Origin of the sequence: Halomonas sp. KO116, assembly GCF_000734975.2 — a bacterium.
In the GTDB taxonomy this organism is placed as follows: Bacteria; Pseudomonadota; Gammaproteobacteria; order Pseudomonadales; family Halomonadaceae; genus Vreelandella; species Vreelandella glaciei.
The window spans coordinates 3,066,208-3,089,051 of the sequence record NZ_CP011052.1 but is presented as its reverse complement, the minus strand read 5'-3'; the positions used below and the strand labels follow the sequence as shown (position 1 = coordinate 3,089,051).

Genomic DNA, 22,844 nt, shown 5'->3' with positions numbered 1-22,844 from the left:
GAAGTCACCCTTAGCGTCGAATACCGATGGTGCGGCCAGCAAGCTCCGGCCAGGCATCGCCATTTGCCTTTGGCAGCGCAGCTACGCGATTCGCGACCGCTTCGGGAAACGGGCTTGGTCGTCCTGACGCTTGTTTCATGCCCATCAACATCTGTTCGCTGGTCGCCAGCAGGTTGCCTTCGTCATCGAACATGGCGAAAAACACGTGCAGACGTTTGACATCGCTATCGAGCAGCGTGAGATCAATAGTGAGCGGCTGGCCTTGGTGCGCCTCGCGGCGATAGCAGAGGTGGGTTTCCAGCGTGTAGATCGTGAAGCCATAGTGCTCACGGCCCGCTTCGTCTAAGCCTATCTGGTCAATCAGCGCTTCGCAGGCCTGAGAAAAGACGCGGGCGTACTCCGCGTCGTTCATGTGGCCGTTGTAGTCGACCCACTCGGGGGCGACGTGGGTTTCATGGATGATCATCAAATGCGTCCCTTTAAACCTTCGGCTTCCGGCCAGTATTTCTGCACTACTTCCAGCAGCTCGACTAAAAAGTCATCCCGGCGCCGGTCCAGCGTGGCCACTGAACGCCCCGCGGCCTGATGCTCACAGCCTTCGACCACTTTGTCGATGAGCTCGTCGGTGAGTTCTGGCGCTTCCAGCTTGGTCCAGGGTAGTTTTAACGCGGGGCCAAACTGCTCCAGCATATGGCGCATGCCAGGCTCGCCGCCCGCCAAGTGGAAGGTTAAAAAGGTGCCCATCAAAGGCCAGCGTAGCCCACAGCCGTAAACCACCGCCGCGTCGATCTCTTCGGTGGTGGCCACGCCATCGTTGACCAAGTGCAAGGCTTCCCGCCACAGCGCTTCCATCAAGCGGTCGGCGATATGGCCCTCTATTTCACGGCGCACCACTAGCGGCCGCATGGCGAGCGACTGATATAAACCTTGAGCGCTGGCAATCTGTGCGGGCTGGGTGGCCTCACCGCCAACAAGCTCCACCAGTGGCAGTAAATACACCGGGTTGAAGGGGTGAGCGACGATCACGCGCCCAGGTGCTTGTTGGCACTGCTGTTGAAGATCGGTGGGCTTAAAGCCGGAAGTCGACGAGCCAATAATGACGTCCGGTGCGGCAGCGGCATCGATAGCGGCTAAAATTTCTTGCTTTAGCGGTAGACGCTCGGGGACATTCTCCTGAATCAGGTCAGCGCCGTTCACGGCCTCTTCAATCGTGGTCGCAAAGGTTAACCAATCAGGGCTAGCATCGGGCGCTAAACCGAGTTGGGTTAACGAGGGCCAGGCATTGTCGATAAACGATTGCGTGCGCGCTGGCGCGTTGGGATCCGGGTCGAAGGCGACGACGTCCCACCCCTGGGCGAGGGCGCGGGCAATCCAACCGTTGCCAATCACGCCAGTACCAATCACGGCTAAGCGGCTCATACAACATCTCCTGACGGGTTGCGTAACTTCAAATGGGCGCGGGTTTCTGCCGGTGTCATTACTCGGGCGCCTAGGTTTTCAATAATGGTTGACGCTTTCTCGACCAGTTGGCCGTTGTTAGCCAGCACGCCTTTCTCTAAAAACAGGTTATCTTCCAACCCGACCCGAGCGTGGCCACCCAGCAGCACGGCTTGGGCAACCATGGGCATTTGATGGCGACCAATACCAAACGCGGCCCAGTTAGCGTTGGTGGGTAATTTGTTGCGCATGGCCAGCATGGTTTCGGTGTCCGCTTCGGCGCCCCAGGGAATACCCAGGCAGAGCTGATAAAGCGGGTCGCCGTCGATCAGCCCCTCTTGCTGAAGCTGGCGGGCAAACCAGACGTGGCCCAGATCAAAGCACTCCAGTTCCGGCTTAACGCCTGCGGCTTGAACGAGGCGGGCATGTTCGCGCAGCCAGTCCGCAGGGTTGACGTAGACCATGTCGCCAAAATTGAGGCTGCCGCAGTCCAGCGTGCACAGCTCGGGGAGTAGTTCGCCGACTGGGGCGTGACGCTCGACGGGCGTTTGAATATCGGTGCCGGGGCCGCCTCGAGTTGGGTCTGTGGCATCGGGTATCCAATCGCCGCCGCCGCCAGCAGTGATGTTCATCACGATATCCACATCCGCTTCACGAACGCGCTCCATTACTTCGCGGAACTGCTCAGAAGAGTGGCTGATGCCACCGGTCTCCGGATCGCGAACGTGAATGTGCGCGATGCTGGCTCCGGCGCGAGCAGCTTCAATGCAGGAGGCCGCGATGGCCTTGGGTGTCACGGGGACGTTGGGGTTTTTGGCTGTGGTATCCCCTGCGCCGGTAACGGCACAGGTGAGAATGACATTGCGGTTCATGGCGTGCTCTCTAATCAGCAGTTTATTCGCTGACTAGTGTGTCGCGCTGAGCCATAAAGAGTTGTCGAAAAGCGACATTCAATATACGTGACAGGCATTTTTCGCCGTGCGCTTATTACTTGTCGTTACCTGCCGTGATGCTGCGTGTAGGAAAATTTTAGACAAGAAATTGTTGACAAAGAGTATTGACCGCCCTGATTGGCGACCTAAACTCAATAAGCGCGTGCAATGTAAATAAAAATTACAAACAACGTCTGGAAGGAGTGCCTGCCATGTCCCATAAACTCGTTATGCGGCCGCTATGTGCGGCCATCGCTTCTGCGGTGATCATAGGCTTACCCGCCGTTGCTACTGCCAATGAGCCTGAACTCAGCCAGTCTGAGGTGTTATCCGGTCTTGAGAACCCTTGGGATATGGCCTTTCTGCCTGATGGAACGATGTTTTACACCGAACGCTGTCTTGGGCTTTCGGTACGGCTTCCCGATGGTGAAGTAGAGCACCTACTGGGGATGGAAGGTACGGATGACTATGCCACCACCGCCGATGATCTTGTCTGTGAAGGACAGGCGGGGATGAATGGTGTGGCGATCGATCCTGATTTTGAAGAAAATCGCACGGTCTACGTCTACTCAGCCTCCAACATGTCCGAGCCACGCACTAACCGTGTACTGCGCATGACGGTAAATAGCGATTTTAATGACGTGTCGGATCGCACTGATATTGTCGAGGACATTCCCTACAAGCCCGCTGCCACCGACCATCCGTTCGGCGACGCGGGGGCTCATAACGGTGGCCGTATTCGCTTCAGCCCAGAGGATGGCTACCTCTATGTAACCACGGGCGACAACCATAATAGTGAGATTCCGCAGTCACCAGAGCTGCTTGGTGGCAAGGTGCTGCGTATTGACCGGGATGGCGAGGCTGCCGAGGGTAACAAACCGCCTGAGGGCTTTGATCCTCGCATCTATACCTACGGTCACCGCAACGTACAGGGCATCACTTTCCACCCTACGACTGGCCAACCCATCGTGACGGAGCACGGCCCCTGGCATTCGGATGAGATCAATGCACTGGTCAATGGTGGCAACAGTGGCTGGGATCCGAAACCCAACATGGCGGGCCGTGGTGATTGCCCGGACGATTACTGTGGTTATGAGCCCAATCAGACCGAGGGGATGGATCCAAAAGAGCGGGCGGCCTATATGCCGGTGACCGACACCGAAACCTACCCGGACGCTATGCAGCCTGCCTGGAAAAACGATGGGCTTTCTCAGGGAATCTCGTCTGCCGAGTTTCTAGTCGGCGAGCAGTGGGGCGATTGGGACGGCCGTCTGGTTGTTGGTTTTATGGGCATCGGTTTCGGCGGTACGCCGGTGGGGCAGCGCATTAACCTGATTGATATCGTCGAAGATGGTCTTTCGGTCAATGACGTTGCCGAAATGCCGGTACCCATGGGAGCTGCTCGCTTCCGTTCATTGGTACTGGGCCCGGAGGGTGATTTTTATACGGCGGTTGATGAAGGCAGCATTTACCGCATCACTCCAGAATAAGCTATTGGCAGCCGCGCTGGCGTATGTCAGTGCGGCTGCGCGCTCACCCAAACCAACTCATGCTTTTTGATCAAGACCACTCTACTGGGAAAAGGTCACTATGAAGGTATCGCTGTTTTTCATTATTACGATGGCGCTGGCGATGGGGTCGACAACGGGTCAGGCGGCAGATAAGTCCGCTGGAGAAGCGCTATTTGCTGACGCATGTGCCCAATGTCACGGCCCAAAAGGGAAGGGAATGGCGAGCTTTCCGTCACTTAGCGGACGGGACGCGGAGTACATTACCTCCCGCCTTGAAACATACCGGGCTGGTGAGAAGGTGGGTTCAAACTCCTTTCTGATGATCCCCAACGCCACCGGTTTATCGGATGATGATATTGCTAATCTAGCTGCTTTTATCACAGAGAGTGCCGAGTGACATGGCTGTTTAAAAGAGCTCCATAAATTACGCCACTTGCTTATTAATACCCCGTCATTTCCAGATATCCCTCGCCAAGCGGCTCGCCGCTGGCGCGGTCGCTGATCTGCACTTCGCCCTCCCAGTACGGCACGCTGGTGGTCATCCAGCGGTTGGCGTAGGGCGCTTCGATGTTGATATCGACACCTGCTGATGGCACTTCCAGCCGCCAGCGGGTGGGGATTTCGCGCCCGGCGACAGCCGACGTTGCCAGCGGGGTCATAATGATGTCGGTGTTTGCCAAAGGAGTGGGTTCACCTTGCGGGGTAATCCAGGTGCCCGAGCGATAATCAGCGCCTTGCTCTTGATCAGTGTCGTCACCACCGCCACGTAGCTGAAACGCCATTAGCTTGTGACCGTCGTTAAAATGCAACGATAGCCAATCCCAGCCTGACTGACGGGCATCGAGTAGCTGGCTGCTCCATTCGCGATCGAGCCAGCCCCGCCCGCTGACGGCTGTGGTCTCGCCGTTAAGGGTAACGTTGCCGTCTATCTGCCAGAAGGGCTGGCTGTAGTACATAGAGCCCTGGCCATTGGCGGCTTTCTGGCTGAACCCTTTTTTTCCATGCAAAACCAGCGGCCCTTGGGCGGTAAGCGTTAACGAATAGCCAAAGCGCGACTCGCCTTCGCCGCTATAGGCGGTGAGCGTTAGAGAGCTAAAAGCGCCGCTGGCGGCTTCTTCGCTCGCTTTAAGCTGCCAATCATCTAACCAGGCATGAAAGGGGCTGGAGATGACGCCTGCTTGACTATCCTGGGGGACGCTCAGGTCGGCCTGAGAATGGCTGCGCCCGAAACGCTCGGCAACTTCGTGCTGTTCGCCTTGGGAGATCGCCATATGGGCCATCCAGAGTTGGTCAGCCGCCCAGGGTGTGGGAGCAGGACGCTCGCTGGGCGGCATTAACGCCTGACGAAAAAGTGTCCACTGCAGGCCGAGTGGCTCTCCGGTAGTGTCTTCAAGATTGGCGGTTAAGTACCACCACTCGATACGGTAATCCGGGTGGGCGGCGTGATCCGTTGGGAACGTAAGTAACTGGTTTTGATCGGCATTTTGAAAGCCATCAGCCTCCTGGCCCAGCCCGGCAAAGCCGGTGTTAGCAGACGACGTTGGTTCTTCTGAACTGCAGCCGTAAAGCATCAGCGTCGCGGTGAACGCCAGTAGAAGACGGAAGTTTTGCAGTCGACTTAAGCTCATTGATTTAGGCTCACTGATTGGCCTCTTCTGCTAGTAACGTGCGCGGTGAGGCTCGCCAAAAGCGCAGCGCAGGCAGTGCTGCAGATAACAGCGCCACGGCAACCGCGGTCGCCAGGGTGACAGCCATTTCCCAAGGGAATAAATAGAGCGGTAGGCGCCAACCAAAGGCGGCCACATTAATGATCGCCACCAAGCCCCAGGTGATCGCGATACCCAGTGGCAGTGCCAGCAGGCCGGTGACTAATGCCGCCCCCCCCAGCTGTACCAAGCTGAGCTGGGCCAGCTGTGCTCTGGGAACTCCTATTGCCCAGAGCGGTGCTAGCTGTTGGCGTCGGCTGCGGGCCTGGGCAAGCAGGCTGGCTAGCAGCGCCAGGGCTGCTACCGCTAAGGTCAGTACATTTAGGGCACGGGTAATGGTAAAGGTGCGCTCGAAAATGTCAGTGGCAACACGCTTGATCTCGCGTTGATCGCTGAGTGCATCACTGCCCAGGCCAAAGCGTTCGTTAAGTGCTTCACGCAGGGCATCCACATCGGCGTTGGGATGCAGCACCACGCCCATCGAGCTAGGCGGAGCATCAAAGCGCGCGGCAAGCTGGGGCGATGCCATAAGAATCTGTCCGCTGGGATTGCCGTAATCAGGGTAAGTCGCGGCAATGGTCAGCGTTTCAGAGACGCCCGGCGCGCGAAGGTTTAGCTGGTCGCCGGGGGAAAGGTTCTCTGCGGTGGCGAGTTGTTCGTTAACAAAAGCCGCGCCATGGTCAAAGGCTGCCCAGGCAGCTTCGCGATCTTGTTGGGTAGCCAAGAGCGGCCAGTGAGGTGTCAAAGATGCGCCTGGCGTAATGCCATAAAGCTCGATAGGGGTGCCTAAAGCGCGACTGCCGTCGGACGTAATGATGGACTCAAGAACGGCCTCGCTCCGCCGAGTGAGCAGGCGTTCTGATACGTCAGGGCGGTCAGCCAGCCAAGCATCAATGTCCGCATATTGCTCGGCAGGAGCATTCAAATAGAGGGGGGCGACCAAGCGCTGATCCAGCCACTCTAAAAAGGTGAGGCGAAAACCACCGACCATACTGCCGACCCCTAGATTGGTCGCCAGGGCGATGAGTAGGGCCATCATGGCAAGCGAGATCTTGGGTAGCTGGAGCTGCATATCCGCCAGTGCCCAATGAATTAACGGGCGTCGTCGGGCGAAATGTGCCAGCACTTTCAAAGTAAGCGCTAACAGGGGCGGTAGCCACAGTGCGCTGGCCAGTAGTAACGCGGCAACCAGCGCAAAGCCTGCCACTAAGCCATCACCTGGGGGCTGAAAGCGAAGCCAACCATACAGTGCTAGCGCAACGCCCACCGCGAAAGCGCCGCCGGTACTCATCAACATTAACTGCCGACGGTAACCACTGCGCCAAGCCTGCAGCTGGCCTAATTCCAGCGTGTTTAAGCGGGCAGCGCGCCACAGCACGCCGCCGCCGGCCAGCAGTAGCCCACCAAGGCTAACCGCTAGCCCGCCGACCCAGTAATGCCAGGGTAAGTTGAGCTCTCTGCCAACACCTGCGCCATACAGTGAGCCTAGGGTGGCCGCGACATCGGGCAGTAATAGGCGAGCCAGCCATACACCGCTGGCGATACCAGCAGCGGCACCTATCAGGCCGAGCAGGAGTAGTTCTAGGCTGAGCGCTAGAACCAAACTACGCCCTGAGACCCCGAGTACGCGTAGGGTGCGCAGCATACCCAGGCGTTGCTCTAAGGCCAGGCCTAGCGCTGCCTGCACGATAAATAGCCCTACGACCCAAGCGAGTAGCCCCAACGCCGTAAGATTTAAGTGAAAACTTTCGGTAAGTTGACCGGGGGTGGCGATGCGTGTGGCACGGGTGAGCGTTAATCCGGTGGGAGCTTCGTTTAGCGTTCCCCGTGCAGCCACGAGGCGTGTTATTTCTTCACCGCTTTCAAGCAGTTGCGCTGCGGCGGCGATATCCATGACTAGCGTGTCCGGGGGTAGCGCTGGCGCTAATGCAAGGGGCGGGAGTGATTTGCCGTTCGCAAGGGTCGTGGTGGTCGTTAAGACATCGGGGGCTGCACGTGTTTGCCACGGCGGGGTCAGGAAGTCCGTTAACGATCTTGAGGTGTCTGCTTGGGCCAGCGGGTTATCACTGGCAAGGGTCAGCGGATCAATGCCGATCAATGTTAGCCGGGTGCCATCTTGAGTGACAATTTCACCCTCCAGCATGGGCGAAACGGGCAAGCCAGCTTGGCGTAGGGCATGATACTCCGCGCGGGTGATGGGAGCGCCATCGCGTCGCTCAAGCTGATCTAACTGAATATCAAACATGGCATCGGCGCGGGCGTAGCTATCGCGAGCCGTGGCGTTGATGGCTTGAATGCCACTCCACAGAGCGCTAGCTACCCACAGGCCGAGCAACAGCATGGCTAATTGACCAGGATGACGTCGATAGTGGGCAAGTAGCGTTGCCACCACCGTGGGCAGCGATTTGATCATATCGCGGTGTTAATTAGTTGGCCGTGGCGCAAGCGCAGGCAGCGATCTAGCGGCGCGGCAACCTTGGGGCTATGGGTGACAACGAGTAGGGCGCACTGGGTTTCATGCACTAGGCTCAGCAGCAGTTCCAGCACTTCACCCGCGGTGGTTTCATCCAAATTGCCCGTGGGCTCATCGGCGAGTAACAGCGCAGGGCGCGGGGCTAGCGCGCGGCCAATGGCTAAACGTTGCTGCTGCCCGCCAGAAAGCTGCTCCGGGTAACGCTTTTCAAGTCCCTCAAGCCCTAGTCGCGCGATTAAGTAGGCTGTCCATTCGGTATCGTCACGGCTAGCCAAGCGCGCCTGTAGGCGGAGGTTATCGATGACCCTTAGACTGGGGACTAAGTGAAATTGTTGAAATACTAAACCCAATTGCTCGCGGCGTAGCTTGGCACGGGCGGGTTCAGCTAACGTCGCTACGTTTTGTCCTGAGAGATTGATACTGCCCTGATCGGGCAGGTCGAGCCCAGCGGCGAGATGAAGTAACGTTGATTTACCGCTTCCCGATTCGCCCATTAATGCAAGACTTTGTCCCGGTGCTAAGCGAAGAGAGACATCATTGAGTACTTTTAGCGCGCCTTGAGGCGTCGTATAGGTTTTATGGACCTGATGAAGTTCCAGCATGGGCTGCTCTTTTTGCTGAGGTAGGTCACTAATCGCAAACGGGCACTAATCGCAAACGCAGCAGACTAGTCATCAATAGGCGTAATCGGTGCGCCGCGCTAGCGATACATTGCTATGTCGCCGCGCCTTGCTCGCTTGATGAAAGACATGCATAGCAGTCTTTTGACTATAAAAAGGTGCCACACAAAGCTTGTTACCTAGGCAGTCGCGAGCTAAAGCTACCTCCTCCCGTTGCAGTTAGCAGGTCTAAGCGACACGGGTTTGCTCTGCTGCTTTCGATTCCGCCTTGGGGAAGCGTCGCCAGTGGCGGGGGTGAGCGAATAAGCGTTGCCCGCGGCGTAGCGCCAAGTGCTCAAAGTCAGTGTGGCGCACGGTAGCAAGCCAAGGCTGGGCGAGCCAATCAGCCTCTAGCTCCACGCGCACTTCGGCGCCCACCGGCGAGATCGCCGTGATGGTGACCGGTAGATGGCTCTCTGAGGTAGGTTGCTCGGTTAACCGCACTTCATGGGGGCGGAGCAGCAGCTCTTCATGGCCATCGGGTAGATCAATGTGCCAATAGGCGTCGCCGCAGGTGAGTACGCCGTTGGTCACTTTGCCTTCCAAATGGTTCACATCACCTAAAAACTCAAACACAAAGCGATTTTTCGGCGTGCGGTAGAGCTCATCGGGCGTATCAACCTGTTCGATGCGGCCATTGCTCATCACCACTACGCGGTCAGATAACTCCAGCGCTTCTTCCTGATCGTGGGTGACAAAAACGCTGGTGAAATTGAGTTCATCGTGAAGATGACGCAGCCAGCGACGTAGCTCCTGGCGCACTTTGGCATCCAGTGCGCCAAACGGCTCATCCAGCAGCAATACTTCAGGCTCCACGGCCAGGGCGCGGGCTAGCGATACCCGCTGCTGCTGGCCGCCCGAAAGTTGGGCAGGGTAGCGATTGGCAAGGTGCTCCAGCTTGACCATTTCAAGCAGTCTAAACACCCGGGCACGAATTTCTCCACTGCTCGGGCGGCGTTTACGCGACAGTACGGTCAGGCCAAAGGCCACATTGTCGTAGACGCTCATATGGCGAAACAGCGCGTAGTGCTGGAAAACAAAACCAATCCGCCGGTCGCGTACATGCACGTTGCTCACGTCGCGGTCGCCAAACAGAATCTTACTTGGCTGGGCGGTGCGGTCGGCATTTTCCAAGCCGGCGATAATCCGCAGCAGCGTGGTCTTGCCCGAGCCCGAAGGGCCAAGTAAGCCTACCAATTCCCCTTCGTGAATATCCAGGTTGATCGGCTCTAACGCTTGGGTATTGCCGAAGTGCTTAGCGATGTTGTGTAGGTGAATGCTCATGCAAATGCCTCCCGGCGCGCAGCGCGCCATTCCAGCCCGGCCTTGGCGGCGAGCGTCAGTAGGGCAATAAAGGCGAGTAGGGCCGCGCAGGCAAACGCCCCCACGGCGTTATAATCCTGATACAGCTGCTCAAGATGCAGGGGTAGCGTATTGGTTTTACCGCGAATAGCGCCGGAGACCACCGAGACAGCCCCAAACTCCCCCACTGCGCGGGCGTTAGTCAGAATAACGCCATAAAGCAGCGCCCAGCGGATGTTAGGCAGCGTAACGCGACGGAAGGTCGTCCAGCCGGAAGCACCCAGCGTCACGGCCGCCTCCTCTTCACGGGAGCCTTGGGCCTGCATCAACGGGATCAGTTCCCGGGCCACAAAAGGACAGGTAACAAAAATGGTCACCATGAGGATGCCCGGCCAAGAAAACATCAGCTGAATATCATAGCCGTCCAGCCAAGTACCGATCCAGCCGTTGCGGCCATACAGCAACAAGTAAATCAGACCCGCCACCACAGGCGATACCGCAAAGGGAATATCGATCAGGGTTTGCAGAATGCGCCGCCCAGGAAAGCTGAAACGCGTGACCAGCCACGCCAGCGCTACACCAAACACCAAGCACACCGGGATAGTGAGTAGCGCAATCATCAGTGTTAAGCCAATCGCATGCAGCGTGAAGGTATTACTAACATTGGCCCAGAAGACCATGACACCCTCAGAAAACGCCTGAGCAAAAATGGCCACCAACGGCAACAGCAAAAACAGCGCTGACAGTACCAGGGCGGCTCCTATCAGCAGGCGCCGGATTAGCGGCGCATCACCAATTCGACGCATTACCCCTTACCTCCATGCAGGCGGCGCACAAAGCGGCCCTGCCAAACATTAATCGCCAGTAGCAGCGTCAGTGATACGAACAGTACGACCGAAGCGATCGCCGATGCGCCCGCATAGTCGTACTCTTGCAGCTTGACGAAGATCATCAGCGCGGTGATCTCTGTTTCATAAGGCATATTGCCAGCAATAAAAATGATCGCCCCGAACTCGCCTAACGAGCGCACAAACGCCAGCCCGGTTCCAGTCACCAAGGCAGGCCAGATATGCGGCAAGATCACGCGGCGAAAGGCGACCCCGTCAGTGGCACCCAATGACATAGCGGCTTCATCGACCTCAGCGGGCAAGTCTTCCAGTACCGGCTGCACCGTGCGCACTACAAAAGGAATGCTGGTAAACGCCATGGCCAGGGCTATACCCACCCAGGTGTAAGCGACTTGAAACCCTAGCGGCTCCAATAAACCACCCATCCAGCCACTGCTGGCGTACAGCGTTGCGAGCGTAATGCCCGCCACCGCGGTGGGCAGCGCGAAGGGGAGGTCCATTAAAGCATCGAGTAAGCGCTTGCCAGGGAAGTCATAGCGAACTAGCACCCACGCCAGTAATAAACCAAATATGGCGTTGATAATCGCTGCAACGGCTGCCGCGCCAATGGTGACCATATAGCTGGCGACCACGCGCCCTTCGGTAATGATCGCCCAGTATTCGGCGAGGCTAAGCCCTGCTAACTGGCCAAACAGGCCGGTAATCGGCAGCAGCAGTACCAGCGAGATAAACAGTACGCTGATACCCATAGAAAGGCCAAAACCCGGCAGCACGCGTGTGCTGCCGGTTCGCCAGGTGGCAAGTTGACTCATAGTTCAGGCTGGCTCATGAGTGAATATTAGCGGCGCTGTAGCTGATCAAGAAGGGCGCCACCCTCAAAGTGGGTTTCCATCGCCTCGTCCCAGCTACCAAATACTTCATCTACCTCAAGTAGTTCGGTTTCCGGGAACTGGTCGGCGAACTCTTCAACCACGGTCTCGTTATGCACCCGGTAGTTGAAGCCTGCCAGCAGGCGCTGAGTCTCTTCCGTGTAGAGGTACTCAAGATAGCTTTGGGCCAGATCGCTGTTACCGTTGCGCTCAGCGTTTTCGCCGACCACTGCAACAGGGAACTCGGCCAGGATGCTAACGGGTGGCACGATGACTTCATAGTCGTCGCTGCCGTACTCCTTGCGAATGTTGTTGACTTCAGACTCGAAACTAATCAGCACATCGCCAATTTCACGCTCGATAAAGCTGGTGGTGGCACCACGACCGCCGGTATCAAACACCGCTACATTGGCTAAGAAGGTACGCATGAACTCTTCGATTTGCTCTTCATCGCCATCGAACTCGTTCTCGGCAAAGCCCCAGGCGGCTAAGTAAGTATAGCGACCGTTACCCGAGGTTTTCGGGTTGGGGAAGACCATCTGCACATCTTCTTTGACTAAATCGTCCCAGCTCTCAATACCTTTAGGGTTGCCCTTACGCACTAGGAAAGCGGTGGTGGAGTAGTAGGGCGACGCATTATTTTCAAAGGCATCTTGCCAATCTTCGGCTACCAGCCCTGCATCGGCGAGTACCTGTACGTCGGTTACCTGGTTAAAGGTCACCACATCGGCACGTAGGCCCTGAAGGATGGCTCGCGCTTGGGCTGAAGAACCGCCGTGAGACTGGCTAATGGCAATCTCCTCACCATGCTCTTCCTGCCACCAGGCTTGAAACTCTGGGTTGATCGCGGCAAACAGCTCACGAGCGATATCGTAAGACGAGTTCAGTAGCTCCCGCTCTTGGGCGGCGGCGGTTCCACTTACCGTAACGCCTAATGCAATGGCAATCAGGCTGCGGCGGAAAATTGTTGGCAGTGCCATAGAGAAACTCCTTAAAAACAGTCGGCGCTTAATGTCGCAATATTGGCAAGATTAAATCTATCAATGTGGAATTACAATCATGTTTTATATTCTATTTAAGAATATATGTGTGATGAGTTGCGGAGACGCTGATACGTGGTTCTGCTAAGCGGCTCTGATAAGATAGCGGCCTGACTTTGCTCTCTTGCCTGCATACTCGCGGGTATATCGAGTGACTCCCCTTCGTCTACTGATTGATAAGCAGGAATGGAATATGACCGCTGCGCAGGATTTCTTGATTGCCCCCTCTATTTTATCGGCTGACTTTGCCAAGCTGGGTGAGGAGGTGGATAACGTGCTGGCTGCAGGCGCGGATGTGGTGCACTTCGACGTCATGGATAATCACTATGTGCCCAATCTGACCATTGGCCCCATGGTGTGCAAAGCACTGCGTAAGCACGGGGTGACGGCGCCGATTGATGTGCATTTGATGGTTAAACCGGTAGACCGCATGATCAGCGAGTTTATTGAAGCGGGCGCCAGCTATATCACCTTTCATCCCGAAGCGTCTGAGCACGTTGACCGCTCGCTGCAGCTAATTCGTGATGGCGGCTGTAAAGCAGGTCTGGTATTTAATCCAGCAACCCCGCTCTCCTATCTCGACTATGTGATGGATAAGATCGATATGGTGCTGCTGATGAGCGTTAACCCAGGTTTTGGTGGGCAATCCTTTATCCCCGGTACGCTCGATAAGCTGCGCGAAGCGCGGGCGCGTATTGATGCGTCAGAATTTGATATGCGCCTGGAAATCGACGGTGGGGTGAAAGTGGATAATATCGCTGAGATCGCCGCAGCGGGCGCCGATACTTTTGTGGCGGGTTCCGCCATATTCAGCGCCCACCAAGCCAGCGACCCGCACGGCTATGACACGGTGATCAAGCAGCTGCGGGCGGCGCTGGCTAGGTAATAAGCAAGTGTCGTTTAGTGCAGTTTCATGCGCGGCTTTAAATAGCGATTAAGCTTATCGACCAGCCACGCTAACCCCGTCTTCGGCGCCCCATGAATAGAGAGTTGGTGCATGCGGTAGAGCGACGCATAGGCTTGGCGAGCCAGCCAGCCCTCTAAAAACAGGCCGCGGGAGGCGGAGCTGCGCATTAAATTGCCAACTGCATCGTAGCGGGCCAGCGATACTAGCGAGCCGTGGTCACGGTAGCGAAAATCGGCGAGCGGTTTGCCTTCCAGTTGATTGACCAGGTTTTTGGCGAGCAGCTTAGCCTGCTGGTGAGCCGCCTGGGCGCGAGGCGGAACGGCGCTATCTTCCCCCATCGGGCAGCTGGCGCAGTCGCCTAGGGCAAAAATCTTCTCATCATCGACGCTCTGCAGAGTGCGTTTTACTTCGATTTGGTTTTTCTTATTCGTCGTTAGGCCTAGCTCAGTCAAAAACGGTGGCGCCTTGATACCCGCTGCCCACACGTTGATATCGGTCTTGATCACTTCATCATCACCAGTGATTAACTGATGTGCCTGTGCTTCTTTAATCGCGGTGTCGGTGTGGATGGTTACGCCCATGCTCTCAAGCTCTGTTTTAACCGTTTGGCTAACCCGCTCGGAAAGCCCCGGTAGCAAGCGCGGTGCCGCTTCCAGTAGGTGCACGCTGATTTGCTGGTTATCTAATGCCGTCACTCCATAAGCATTGAGCATGCGCGAAGCGTCAAACAGTTCGGCCGCAAGCTCTACCCCCGTCGCGCCGCCGCCCACAATCCCAATGGTCAACTGAGTATGCTGGCGTAGATTGGGATCGGTATAGCGCAGAAAGGTGTTGATCATATCGCGCTGGAACGCCTTAGCCTGCTGGGGCGAATCAATAAAGTGGCAGTGCTCAGCCACGCCGGGCGTGCCGAAATCGTTGGAAATGCTGCCTATTGCCATGACCAGATAGTCATAGGCAAGCTCGCGGGCGGGCAGCACTTCTTGCCCATCTTCGTCATAGATCGGCGATAGTTGCAGCGTCTGCTGCTCGCGATTTATGCCGGTTAGCGAGCCGCGCTGATAACGGTAGAAGTGAGCCGAGGAGTGCCCGCGGAGATCCACCTCGTCCATGCTGGAGTTCAGTACGCCGGTAGCCAGTTCGTGGAGCAACGGTTTCCACACGTGGGTGGTATTGCGATCCAGCAGCACAATTTCTGCACGTTTTCGCTTGCCTAAGGTGCGGCCTAGTCGTGTAGCGAGGGCTAAACCCCCTGCGCCGGCACCGACAATCACGATTCTGGGAGTGGGCATATCACTACCTCTTTAACTAAATTAGCCCCAGCATAGAAGGTTCTTACGCTTCTGACTAATGCGAACGTTTGCTCTAAACAGGTAAGATGGTTGTCTAATCAAGATGAGGCAGAGAGCATTGAAGGTGCATCCAACACAATATTCAGAGTTACACACAATACTACAGGGTAAACGGCTAGTTGCGTTTGACTTGGATGGCACGCTGATTGATTCAGTGCCCGACCTTTCCGCCGCAGTGGGGAAGATGTTAAACGACCTTGACCTGCCAGAGCCGGGCGAAGCAAAAGTCCGAGACTGGGTTGGCAATGGGGCGCCGGTATTAGTGGAAAGGGCGCTGGCCTGGGCGTTGCAGGAAACCCCTGAGCCAACGCCCTGTTCCGAACGACAACAGCGCGCCTATGATGCGTTTATGGCCCACTACGGCGCTGCACCCAATACCCTGACAACGCTCTACCCTGGGGTAAAGCAAGCACTACGGGCGCTGCATCAGCAGGGTATGACGCTGGTGCTGATCACCAATAAGCCAGAGCGCTTTATTGAGCCGCTGCTAAAGCACTTTGAGCTGCGGGACTTTTTTACCCTATGGGTCGGCGGAGATTCGCTAGCCGAAAAGAAGCCCCACCCTTTGCCGCTGCTGCACGCTGCGCAACACTGCCAAATACCGCCAGCGGAGTGTGTGATGGTCGGCGATTCACGTCACGATATTGCTGCCGGTAAGGCGGCGGGCTTTACCACCCTGGCGCTACCTTACGGTTATAATCACGGTGAGCCGATTGAAAACAGTCACCCCGATTTAGTGCTCGGCTCGTTAACCGAATTGTTAATAACCACTCCCAGATAAGCCAGGCGATGGTTGAATCGGCAAGGGCCTGGTTACTCAGCTGTAGCGCCCCCTAGAGCGGTGTGCATGACCTCTGCATTATGGTGCAGCATATCTGCGTAGTTGGCCGCCGGGCCGTCTGCACCGCTCAGCGAGTCGACATATAGCGGGCCTGCCAGGGGAAGCGATGCTTCCCGTGACAGGGCGTCCATATGAATGCTGGGCGTGGTGCTTTCAAAAAACAGCGCTGGAGGGCGAGGGCGATTATTAGCAAGATATTCGCTCATCTTGGCCATGGCCTCGGCGCTGCCTTGGGTTTCGTGATTAACGCCCCACACCCCCTGGGCTTCAAAGGCGTAGGCTCGGGCGAAATAGCCAAAACCTGCTTCGCTGGTCAGTAACGTGCGGTTAGTTTGTGGAATCCCCTCGAGGCGCTCTTTCACCGCTAGATTAAGATTATCCAGCGCCTGGCGTGCCTCTTCAGCCCGGCTATAAAACTCGTCGGCCTGGTCGGGAAGATGCTTGGCCAGGGTCTCGGCAATGACATCAATGTAGGCCGCAGCTCCCTCTGGATCCATCCACATGTGTGGGTCTGGCTCGCCCTGATGCGCGCCAGTCGAGATCATCAGCGGTGTGTAGTCGGCCTTTCTGGCCACTTCCACGAGCGTTAGCTCATCGTCAGACATCGCTTCAATATGGCGTATCCACGGTTCTAGCCCAAGTCCGTTATAAAACACGATATGGGTCTCTTCGAGTGCCAGGACGTTGGGCGGGGTTAGCTCCCAGCGGTGAACATCTTCTCCTCGTGGAACGATGACGTTGACGCTTACCGTATCGCCTGCCACGCGTTTGACCAATTCCTCCATGACTGAAAAAGAGGCAATAACGCGTAATGTTGTGTTGGCATAGGCTGGCGCAGTGCTTATCAGCGCGACGAATAAGAGCGTACACACCCAGGTAACCCACTTTGACATCCCACGCTCCTAACTGGCTAAAAAAACTATCGAAAAAAGACGGCAGATAATAAAGACTGCGGTGGCCCGTTGCCAGTTCCAATGCAACGACAGGCCGCAGAAGGTATTACCCAAGGGAGGATTACCTACAGGGAAAAGTGCCACTATGCTTAACAGTTTTACACTCCTAAGCATAGCGTGCCTAATGACTGAGCGAACGGTTTCTTCTGTCGCTGTTGGTGAGCCCCTTTTATGGGGCGGTGCGCAAGCTCGCTGGGAGAACTTCTTACCATTCCTACCCGGCGCGGCACTTAACCCCTGCAACGCAGCGCCCGGTTGCGGTATCATCAAGTCATTAGCGGTTTCATCTGTGATCTGAATGACGCAACGGAGTAAGTGGGGCAATGGCGCAAGCTCAGTGGGTGCAGAAGCTGTCAGCGCAGAATCAGCCAGCACGTAAAGTGGTCATGATCGATAATTATGACAGTTTCACGTTCAACATCGTCCAGTACCTGGGTGAGCTGGGCGCGGAAGTGATCACTCACCTCAATGACGACATCACCATTGAGCAAATCGAAGCGCTGGTGCCGACGCATTTGGTGGTATCACCAGGGCCATGCACGCCCAACGAGGCGGGAATCTCCATGGCCGCCATCAAACACTTTGCAGGCAAGCTACCTATTTTAGGTGTCTGCCTGGGCCATCAGGCCATTGGGCAGGTATTTGGTGGCAAAGTCGTGCGCGCCCCACAGGTCATGCACGGCAAAACCTCTGCTGTGCTGCACGCTAACCACGGCGTATTTGAAGGGCTGGATAACCCGGTTGAGGTTACCCGCTATCACTCTCTGGTCGTCGATAAAGCGAGCCTGCCTGACTGTTTGGAAGTCACTGCCTGGACAGGTGATGACGACGTGACCCCCGGTTTAGTCATGGGGTTTCGTCACCGCGAGCTGGATATTGAAGGGGTGCAGTTTCACCCTGAGTCGATTCTTACCCGCCAAGGCCATGAGCTGTTGGCCAACTTTTTAAAACGCGGCTAATGGCCGGTTTCACACGCTTTTAGGGGCCCCTCTGCTCATGCAAATGCGAGATGCGATTAATGCGGTGATGCGCCGCGAAGACCTCTCTTTCGATGCCATGCACGCCTTGATGCGCCAGATCATGACCGGCGATGCTTCTGACGCGCAAATTGGCGGCCTGCTGGTCGGTTTAGCCATGAAGGGCGAAAGTGCCGTTGAAATTAGCGCCGCCGCGCAGGTAATGCGCGAGCTAATGAAGCGCGTTGAACTGAATGCCGAAAACATCGTGGATATCGTCGGCACCGGTGGTGATGGCGCCAACCTGTTTAACGTTTCCACCGCTGCCAGTTTTGTCGCCGCGGCCGCTGGTGCCCATGTCGCTAAACACGGTAATCGTAGCGTTTCGTCGTCGTCGGGCAGCGCGGATCTGTTCGATGTGGCGGGTATCTACCTGGATCTCAAACCTGACCAGGTAGCGCGCTGTATTGAGCAGGTGGGCGTAGGCTTTATGTTTGCACCCAACCACCATCCGGCCATGCGCTATGCCATTGGCCCGCGCCGGGAAATGGGCGTACGCACGCTGTTTAATATTTTGGGCCCGCTGACCAATCCTGCTGGCGCCCCCAATCAAGTACTGGGTGTTTACGCTGCTGAATTAGTGCCGCTGATGGCAGAAGTGCTTAAAACCTTGGGCAGCCGCCACGTGATGGTGGTGCATTCAGATGACGGACTGGATGAAATCTCCCTCGCCAGCCCCACCTTAGTGGCCGAGCTAAAAGACGGTGAAATCACCCAGTACACCATTACGCCTGAGGAGCTGGGTATCGAGCGCCAGAGCCTGGCAACGCTGAAGGCCAATAGTGCGGAAGATAGCCTGCGCTTGGTCAAAGCCGCGCTTTCTGGTGAAGGCGCCGCTGCGGATATGGTTGCGCTAAACGCCGGGGCCGCGCTCTACTGTTCAGGCGTCGCGGATACCTTAAAAGAGGGGGTGATGGTGGCTCAGGATGCGCAAGCCTCCAAACTGCCGCTTGAGAAGCTTAAAGAGCTTTCGCACTTCACCAGCGTTTTTAAGCAGTAGGTTCTTAAACAAGATAAGTTTTAAAAAAAGAGATCACCATGACTCAACAGGCAACGCCGACTATTTTAACGCGCATTCTGGCTCGCAAAGATCAAGAAGTGGCTGAGCGTCGCCAAGCGGTCTCGGAATCCGATCTGCTCGCCCTCGGGGAGCAGCAGAGTGCCCCGCGCGGCTTTATTGAGGCGCTTAATACACGCATCGCGGCGGGTGATCCGGCGATTATCGCCGAGGTCAAAAAAGCCTCGCCCTCAAAAGGGGTGATTCGTGAAGAGTTTCACCCCTCGGATATTGCTAAAAGCTATGCGCAAGGGGGCGCTGCCTGTCTCTCCGTGCTTACCGACGCCGACTTTTTCCAAGGCCACGAAGACTATCTCATTGCCGCTCGGGATGTCTGCACGCTGCCGGTGATTCGCAAAGACTTTATCACCCATGGCTATCAGGTCTCGGAAGCCCGCTCGATAGGGGCGGATTGTATTTTATTGATAGTGGCCGCCCTGGACGACGCACAGCTGCGTGACCTGAATCAGCAAGCCATTGCACTTGGCATGGACGTGCTGGTCGAAGTCCACGATGCCGATGAGCTTGAGCGTGCCCTGGCGCTGGATCTAAAGCTGGTGGGCATCAACAACCGCAACCTGCATACCTTTGAAACCAGCCTGAATACGACCCTGGATCTACTGCCGCGCATTCCTGAAGGCGTCACGGTGATTACCGAATCGGGTATTCATACCCGCGATGACGTTGAGCTGATGCGTGACCACAACGTTAACGGGTTCCTGGTTGGCGAAGCCTTTATGCGCGAAAGTGATCCGGGTTTGGCACTTAAGCGTTTGTTTTTCTAAATCACCCGCCTTTAGCTCGCCGCCCGTTTGGTTTTCCAACTGAGCACGGCAACGGTAAGGGCTGGCAAGAAGGTAACGGTGACCATTGCCGTACCGAGCAGCCCAAATAGCACAATGGCACCGACGCCGCGGTAAAGCTCGGTGCCTTCCCCGGGTAGAAACACCAGCGGCGAAAGCCCGCACAGGGTGGTGAGCGTCGTCATGGCAATCGGCCGTAAGCGACTCTCTACCGCCTGCTGAACGGCTTCCCTCACCCCCATGCTTGCCGTGCGCAGATTCTCCCTCGCCTGATGAACCACCAGTATCGGGTTGTTGACCACCGTCCCCATCAGAATCAAAAAGCCCAGCATGGTGATCATATCAAACGGCTGACTAATGGCATTCAAGCCAATTTTCGGCAGTTGAGCGCCCACCGTATTCATCAGCCATAGCCCCACGATCCCTCCTGCTGCGCCTAACGGAATAGTGGCGAGGATCAGCAGCGGGTAACCCCAGTGGGCAAAAATCGCCACCAGCAGCAGATACACAATCGCCAACGCGATTAACGCATTGCCGGTAAGTGCCCGGCGGGTGGCGTCCAACTGATCGCCCGCGCCGGTCACGCTGACATTAATGTTGGTGGGTATGACGCCCTCATCGCGCAGTGGGTCAATCACCTCATCCTGCATTTGCTCGATACCGGCTTCCAGTGCCACGCTGCGGGATGGAATAACGTCCAGCGTGACGCTGCGGCGACCATCCACCCGCCGCAGCGTAGCCGTTCCCACGGTTTCGCGAATTTCGGCAAGGGTGTTGAGCGGAACGCTCACCCCAGAAGGGGTATAAATAGGCAGGGTGGCAAGGGCATCCAGGTCGATATCGCCGGCCTCGGGGCCATAGCCGTAAAGGTCAATTTTCTCGTCGTCGAGATAAAAGTCATCCAGGTAGGCGCCGTTGGTGAGCACCGCGACGGTAGTGCCCAGGGCGTTGGTATCAAGGCCGACTTCTGCGGCGCGCTCCCAATTGGGGTACACCTCAATCAGCGGCTGGCCAAGATCCAGAGCGGAGGGGCGCGACTGAATGCGCGGGTTGTCGAACACTGTCTGGGCGCGCTGATAAATCGCATTGGCGGTGGTGTAGAGTTCGTTTAGATCGTTGCCGGCAATATCCAGCGTGATACTGCGGGTTCCGCCGTCATTGCTGGAGATAATCGAGCCGCGGGCGGCAAAGGCGCGCATGTCTGGGTATTTCTCGAAGCGCTGAGTGAGGGCGTCCATCAAAGCTTCAATATGGGTGGGGTCGATGGTTTCCGCAATGATCCGCAGGCTCTGCGCTTCGGCTTGAATACCCATGGTGCGAATCGGCGGGATGTCGGTATCGCCGCGCACGAAGCGCTCAGGCTCAGCGCCCACATGGGGCTCCAGCTCCTGTTGCAGGGTTTGGGCAATGGCATCCATGGTGGCCAGGTTGTAACTCGCCGGGGCGTTCATGCTGGCAAAGGTTTTGGCTTCTTCGCCTTCGGGCAGGTACTCCGCCGGGGGTGTCAGCCAGACAAAAATGCCGATACCTCCCACGATGCCCAGCACGATAGCGAGAAAGCGCCGGGAAGACGTACGGATCATGCCATCAACCACCCACAGGCAGCCGCGTACCCAGCGTGGTGATGTGGTTGAGGCACTCTCCTTGCCACGAAAATCGATATGCGCGCCCAGGGTGGGAATGACGGTAATGGCGACCACCATGGAGACAATAATCGACGTCGAGATGGCCACTGCAATATCGGAGTAGAGCTGCCCGGCTTCCTGCTGAATAAAGAAGATCGGCACAAAGACTAAAATAGTGGTCAGCGTCGAAGCGAGCACCGCAGGCCATACTTGCTTAACCCCCTCAAGCGCCGCTTCAAAGCGCGCCAGACCACGGCGGCGCTGGGTCTCAATGCTCTCCAGCACCACGATGGTGTTATCGATGGTCATGCCGATGGCGAAAGCAACGCCTGCCAGCGAAATAACGTTGAGCGTGCGGCCCGCCAGCAGCAGGCCTAGAAAGGCAGCAATGGTGCAAATGGGAATGCCGATGACCCCGGCCAGGGTAGCGCGGGCAGAGCGCAGGAAAGCGTACATCACCAGGGTGGCAAACAGCGCCCCCAGGCCCAGGTTGACCCAAACATTGGCAATCGATGACTCCACGTAGCGCACGTCGTCGCTGGAGAGCGTCATGCGCATGCCCTGCTCGGCTAGTAGACCTTCATTAAGCGCCGCGACTTCGTCGAGCATGGCGCGCTTGATATCAATCACATTGGCGCCCGGTTCCCGTCGCACCTGCACGCTCAGTACCGGCTGACCATCCGAGCTGTAAGCGCGAGAGGTGAGTTCGGCATAGGATTGGCGCACTTCGGCCACATCGCTCAACCGGGTAACCGCGTCACCGTCGCGGATGAGGATCAGCGCTTCAAGGCTCTCCACATCCTCAAAACGGCCCACGGTACGCAGCAGGTAGCGGCGTTTACCGCTCTCGAGGTTACCGCCGGAGACATCCTGGTTGCGGGCCTGAAGGGCGGCCTGAATATCAGCGATACTCAGTTCACGGGCGACCAGCGCTTCGGGGTCGATCAGTAGCTGCATTTGCCGCTCTGCACCACCGGAAACCGTGACTTCCGATACGCCGGCAACGCTCTCCAGGCGCGGGCGGACATTATCTTCCAGGTAGTCGCGCATGGCAGGCATGTCGAGCTGGCGGGGGTTACCCTCACGGGGGCCAACGTTAAAGTACATAAAGGCGTTGGCGGAGAAGGAGTTGGCGACGATGCGCGGCTGGTCGACGTTGTTGGGGTAGGAGGGCACCTGACTTAGCGCGTTGTTAACCCGAATCAAGGTTTCGGTGAGATCGACGCCAAACGGGAACTCCAGCTCGATTTCGGCGCTGCCGCTGCTGGCGGTGGACTCCATGCGCTGCAGGTTGGGCACATTACGCAGGAACTCCTCCTGCTCAATCAAGATATCCTTTTCGATATCCTGCGGCGTCGCTCCAGGCCACTGAGTCTCGATGCCCACCACGCGGGTTTCCAGGTCGGGAATCATCTGTACCGGAATACGCCAGATGGCGGCGATACCCAGAATCAACAGGATCAGCGTAATAACGCTAACCAAGATGCCGTGACGAATAATGGCGGCAAACATA

20 protein-coding genes are annotated in these 22,844 nt (G+C 56.8%); 7 read left to right on the top strand and 13 right to left on the bottom strand.

Annotation, left to right across the window (positions count from 1 at the left end; all coding sequences use genetic code 11):
- Nucleotides 1–10: 10 nt before the first annotated feature.
- Genes KO116_RS14295 through KO116_RS14285 form a run of 3 tightly spaced genes read right to left on the bottom strand, consistent with a single transcriptional unit; the run spans nucleotide 11 to nucleotide 2,309 of the window.
- A complete protein-coding gene (locus KO116_RS14295; protein WP_035566705.1) occupies nucleotides 11–466 on the bottom strand; it encodes a thioesterase family protein in 456 nt (151 codons plus the stop codon).
- Entirely contained in the window at nucleotides 466–1,419 is a 954-nt protein-coding gene (locus KO116_RS14290; protein ID WP_035566702.1) for an L-carnitine dehydrogenase, read from the bottom strand. Before KO116_RS14290 ends, KO116_RS14295 begins: the two co-directional genes overlap by 1 nt.
- The gene (locus KO116_RS14285; protein WP_035566700.1) at nucleotides 1,416–2,309 is read right to left on the bottom strand and encodes a 3-keto-5-aminohexanoate cleavage protein; all 894 of its coding nucleotides are present in this window, start codon (nucleotides 2,307–2,309) and stop codon (nucleotides 1,416–1,418) included. The genes KO116_RS14290 and KO116_RS14285 overlap by 4 nt, the downstream gene beginning before the upstream one ends.
- Before the next feature lie 272 nt (nucleotides 2,310–2,581).
- Here KO116_RS14285 and KO116_RS14280 point away from each other — a divergent pair, with 272 nt between their 5' ends.
- Complete coding sequence (locus tag KO116_RS14280) at nucleotides 2,582–3,859, top strand: PQQ-dependent sugar dehydrogenase (RefSeq protein ID WP_035566697.1); 1,278 nt, start codon at nucleotides 2,582–2,584, stop codon at nucleotides 3,857–3,859.
- Nucleotides 3,860–3,959: 100 nt separating this feature from the next.
- Nucleotides 3,960–4,277, top strand: a complete 318-nt coding sequence (locus tag KO116_RS14275; RefSeq protein ID WP_035566695.1) for a c-type cytochrome — start codon at nucleotides 3,960–3,962, stop codon at nucleotides 4,275–4,277.
- Nucleotides 4,278–4,320: 43 nt separating this feature from the next.
- Here the strand turns inward: KO116_RS14275 and KO116_RS14270 are convergent, their stop codons facing one another.
- The 7 genes from KO116_RS14270 to cysP all read right to left on the bottom strand — a co-directional run bounded on the left by KO116_RS14270 (nucleotide 4,321) and on the right by cysP (nucleotide 12,717).
- Nucleotides 4,321–5,508, bottom strand: coding sequence for a lipocalin-like domain-containing protein (locus KO116_RS14270; protein ID WP_035566693.1), 1,188 nt, complete (start codon nucleotides 5,506–5,508; stop codon nucleotides 4,321–4,323).
- Between the two features lie 10 nt (nucleotides 5,509–5,518).
- Nucleotides 5,519–7,999 carry an ABC transporter permease gene (locus KO116_RS14265; RefSeq protein ID WP_035566691.1) on the bottom strand — a complete coding sequence of 827 codons (2,481 nt, stop codon included), beginning with the start codon at nucleotides 7,997–7,999 and terminating at the stop codon, nucleotides 5,519–5,521.
- Complete coding sequence (locus KO116_RS14260) at nucleotides 7,996–8,661, bottom strand: ABC transporter ATP-binding protein (RefSeq protein ID WP_035566689.1); 666 nt, start codon at nucleotides 8,659–8,661, stop codon at nucleotides 7,996–7,998. Before KO116_RS14260 ends, KO116_RS14265 begins: the two co-directional genes overlap by 4 nt.
- Nucleotides 8,662–8,907: 246 nt before the next feature.
- Nucleotides 8,908–10,002, bottom strand: a complete 1,095-nt coding sequence (locus KO116_RS14255; RefSeq protein WP_035566686.1) for a sulfate/molybdate ABC transporter ATP-binding protein — start codon at nucleotides 10,000–10,002, stop codon at nucleotides 8,908–8,910.
- On the bottom strand, nucleotides 9,999–10,826 hold the full coding sequence (gene cysW, locus KO116_RS14250) for a sulfate ABC transporter permease subunit CysW (protein WP_035566683.1): 828 nt from the start codon (nucleotides 10,824–10,826) through the stop codon (nucleotides 9,999–10,001). The genes KO116_RS14255 and cysW overlap by 4 nt, the downstream gene beginning before the upstream one ends.
- Nucleotides 10,826–11,680: a sulfate ABC transporter permease subunit CysT gene (gene cysT, locus KO116_RS14245; RefSeq protein WP_035566681.1), complete on the bottom strand. Its 855-nt coding sequence runs from the start codon at nucleotides 11,678–11,680 to the stop codon at nucleotides 10,826–10,828. Before cysT ends, cysW begins: the two co-directional genes overlap by 1 nt.
- Nucleotides 11,681–11,706: 26 nt before the next feature.
- Nucleotides 11,707–12,717, bottom strand: a complete 1,011-nt coding sequence (gene cysP / locus KO116_RS14240; RefSeq protein ID WP_035566678.1) for a thiosulfate ABC transporter substrate-binding protein CysP — start codon at nucleotides 12,715–12,717, stop codon at nucleotides 11,707–11,709.
- 253 nt (nucleotides 12,718–12,970) lie between these two features.
- Here cysP and rpe point away from each other — a divergent pair, with 253 nt between their 5' ends.
- Entirely contained in the window at nucleotides 12,971–13,663 is a 693-nt protein-coding gene (gene rpe, locus KO116_RS14235; protein WP_035566677.1) for a ribulose-phosphate 3-epimerase, read from the top strand.
- Between the two features lie 14 nt (nucleotides 13,664–13,677).
- Here the strand turns inward: rpe and KO116_RS14230 are convergent, their stop codons facing one another.
- On the bottom strand, nucleotides 13,678–14,976 hold the full coding sequence (locus KO116_RS14230; protein ID WP_035566674.1) for an NAD(P)/FAD-dependent oxidoreductase: 1,299 nt from the start codon (nucleotides 14,974–14,976) through the stop codon (nucleotides 13,678–13,680).
- 103 nt (nucleotides 14,977–15,079) lie between these two features.
- On the opposite strand from KO116_RS14230, the gene KO116_RS14225 reads away from it, so the two are divergent.
- Nucleotides 15,080–15,817 (top strand): phosphoglycolate phosphatase, encoded by a 738-nt coding sequence (locus KO116_RS14225; RefSeq protein WP_045812139.1) that lies wholly within the window; start codon nucleotides 15,080–15,082, stop codon nucleotides 15,815–15,817.
- Nucleotides 15,818–15,849: 32 nt separating this feature from the next.
- Here the strand turns inward: KO116_RS14225 and KO116_RS14220 are convergent, their stop codons facing one another.
- Entirely contained in the window at nucleotides 15,850–16,770 is a 921-nt protein-coding gene (locus KO116_RS14220) for a metal ABC transporter substrate-binding protein (protein ID WP_035566669.1), read from the bottom strand.
- Between the two features lie 383 nt (nucleotides 16,771–17,153).
- Between KO116_RS14220 and KO116_RS14215 the strand changes: the two genes are divergently transcribed.
- From KO116_RS14215 to trpC, 3 genes are read left to right on the top strand one after another with little or no spacing between them, the layout of a single operon-like run.
- Nucleotides 17,154–17,789 carry an anthranilate synthase component II gene (locus tag KO116_RS14215; RefSeq protein WP_045812138.1) on the top strand — a complete coding sequence of 212 codons (636 nt, stop codon included), beginning with the start codon at nucleotides 17,154–17,156 and terminating at the stop codon, nucleotides 17,787–17,789.
- A 37-nt stretch (nucleotides 17,790–17,826) separates the two neighbouring features.
- On the top strand, nucleotides 17,827–18,846 hold the full coding sequence (gene trpD / locus KO116_RS14210; protein WP_035566667.1) for an anthranilate phosphoribosyltransferase: 1,020 nt from the start codon (nucleotides 17,827–17,829) through the stop codon (nucleotides 18,844–18,846).
- Between the two features lie 38 nt (nucleotides 18,847–18,884).
- A complete protein-coding gene (gene trpC / locus KO116_RS14205; RefSeq protein ID WP_035566664.1) occupies nucleotides 18,885–19,688 on the top strand; it encodes an indole-3-glycerol phosphate synthase TrpC in 804 nt (267 codons plus the stop codon).
- Between the two features lie 11 nt (nucleotides 19,689–19,699).
- Here the strand turns inward: trpC and KO116_RS14200 are convergent, their stop codons facing one another.
- The gene (locus KO116_RS14200) at nucleotides 19,700–22,843 is read right to left on the bottom strand and encodes an efflux RND transporter permease subunit (protein WP_035566663.1); all 3,144 of its coding nucleotides are present in this window, start codon (nucleotides 22,841–22,843) and stop codon (nucleotides 19,700–19,702) included.
- Nucleotide 22,844: the final 1 nt, after the last annotated feature.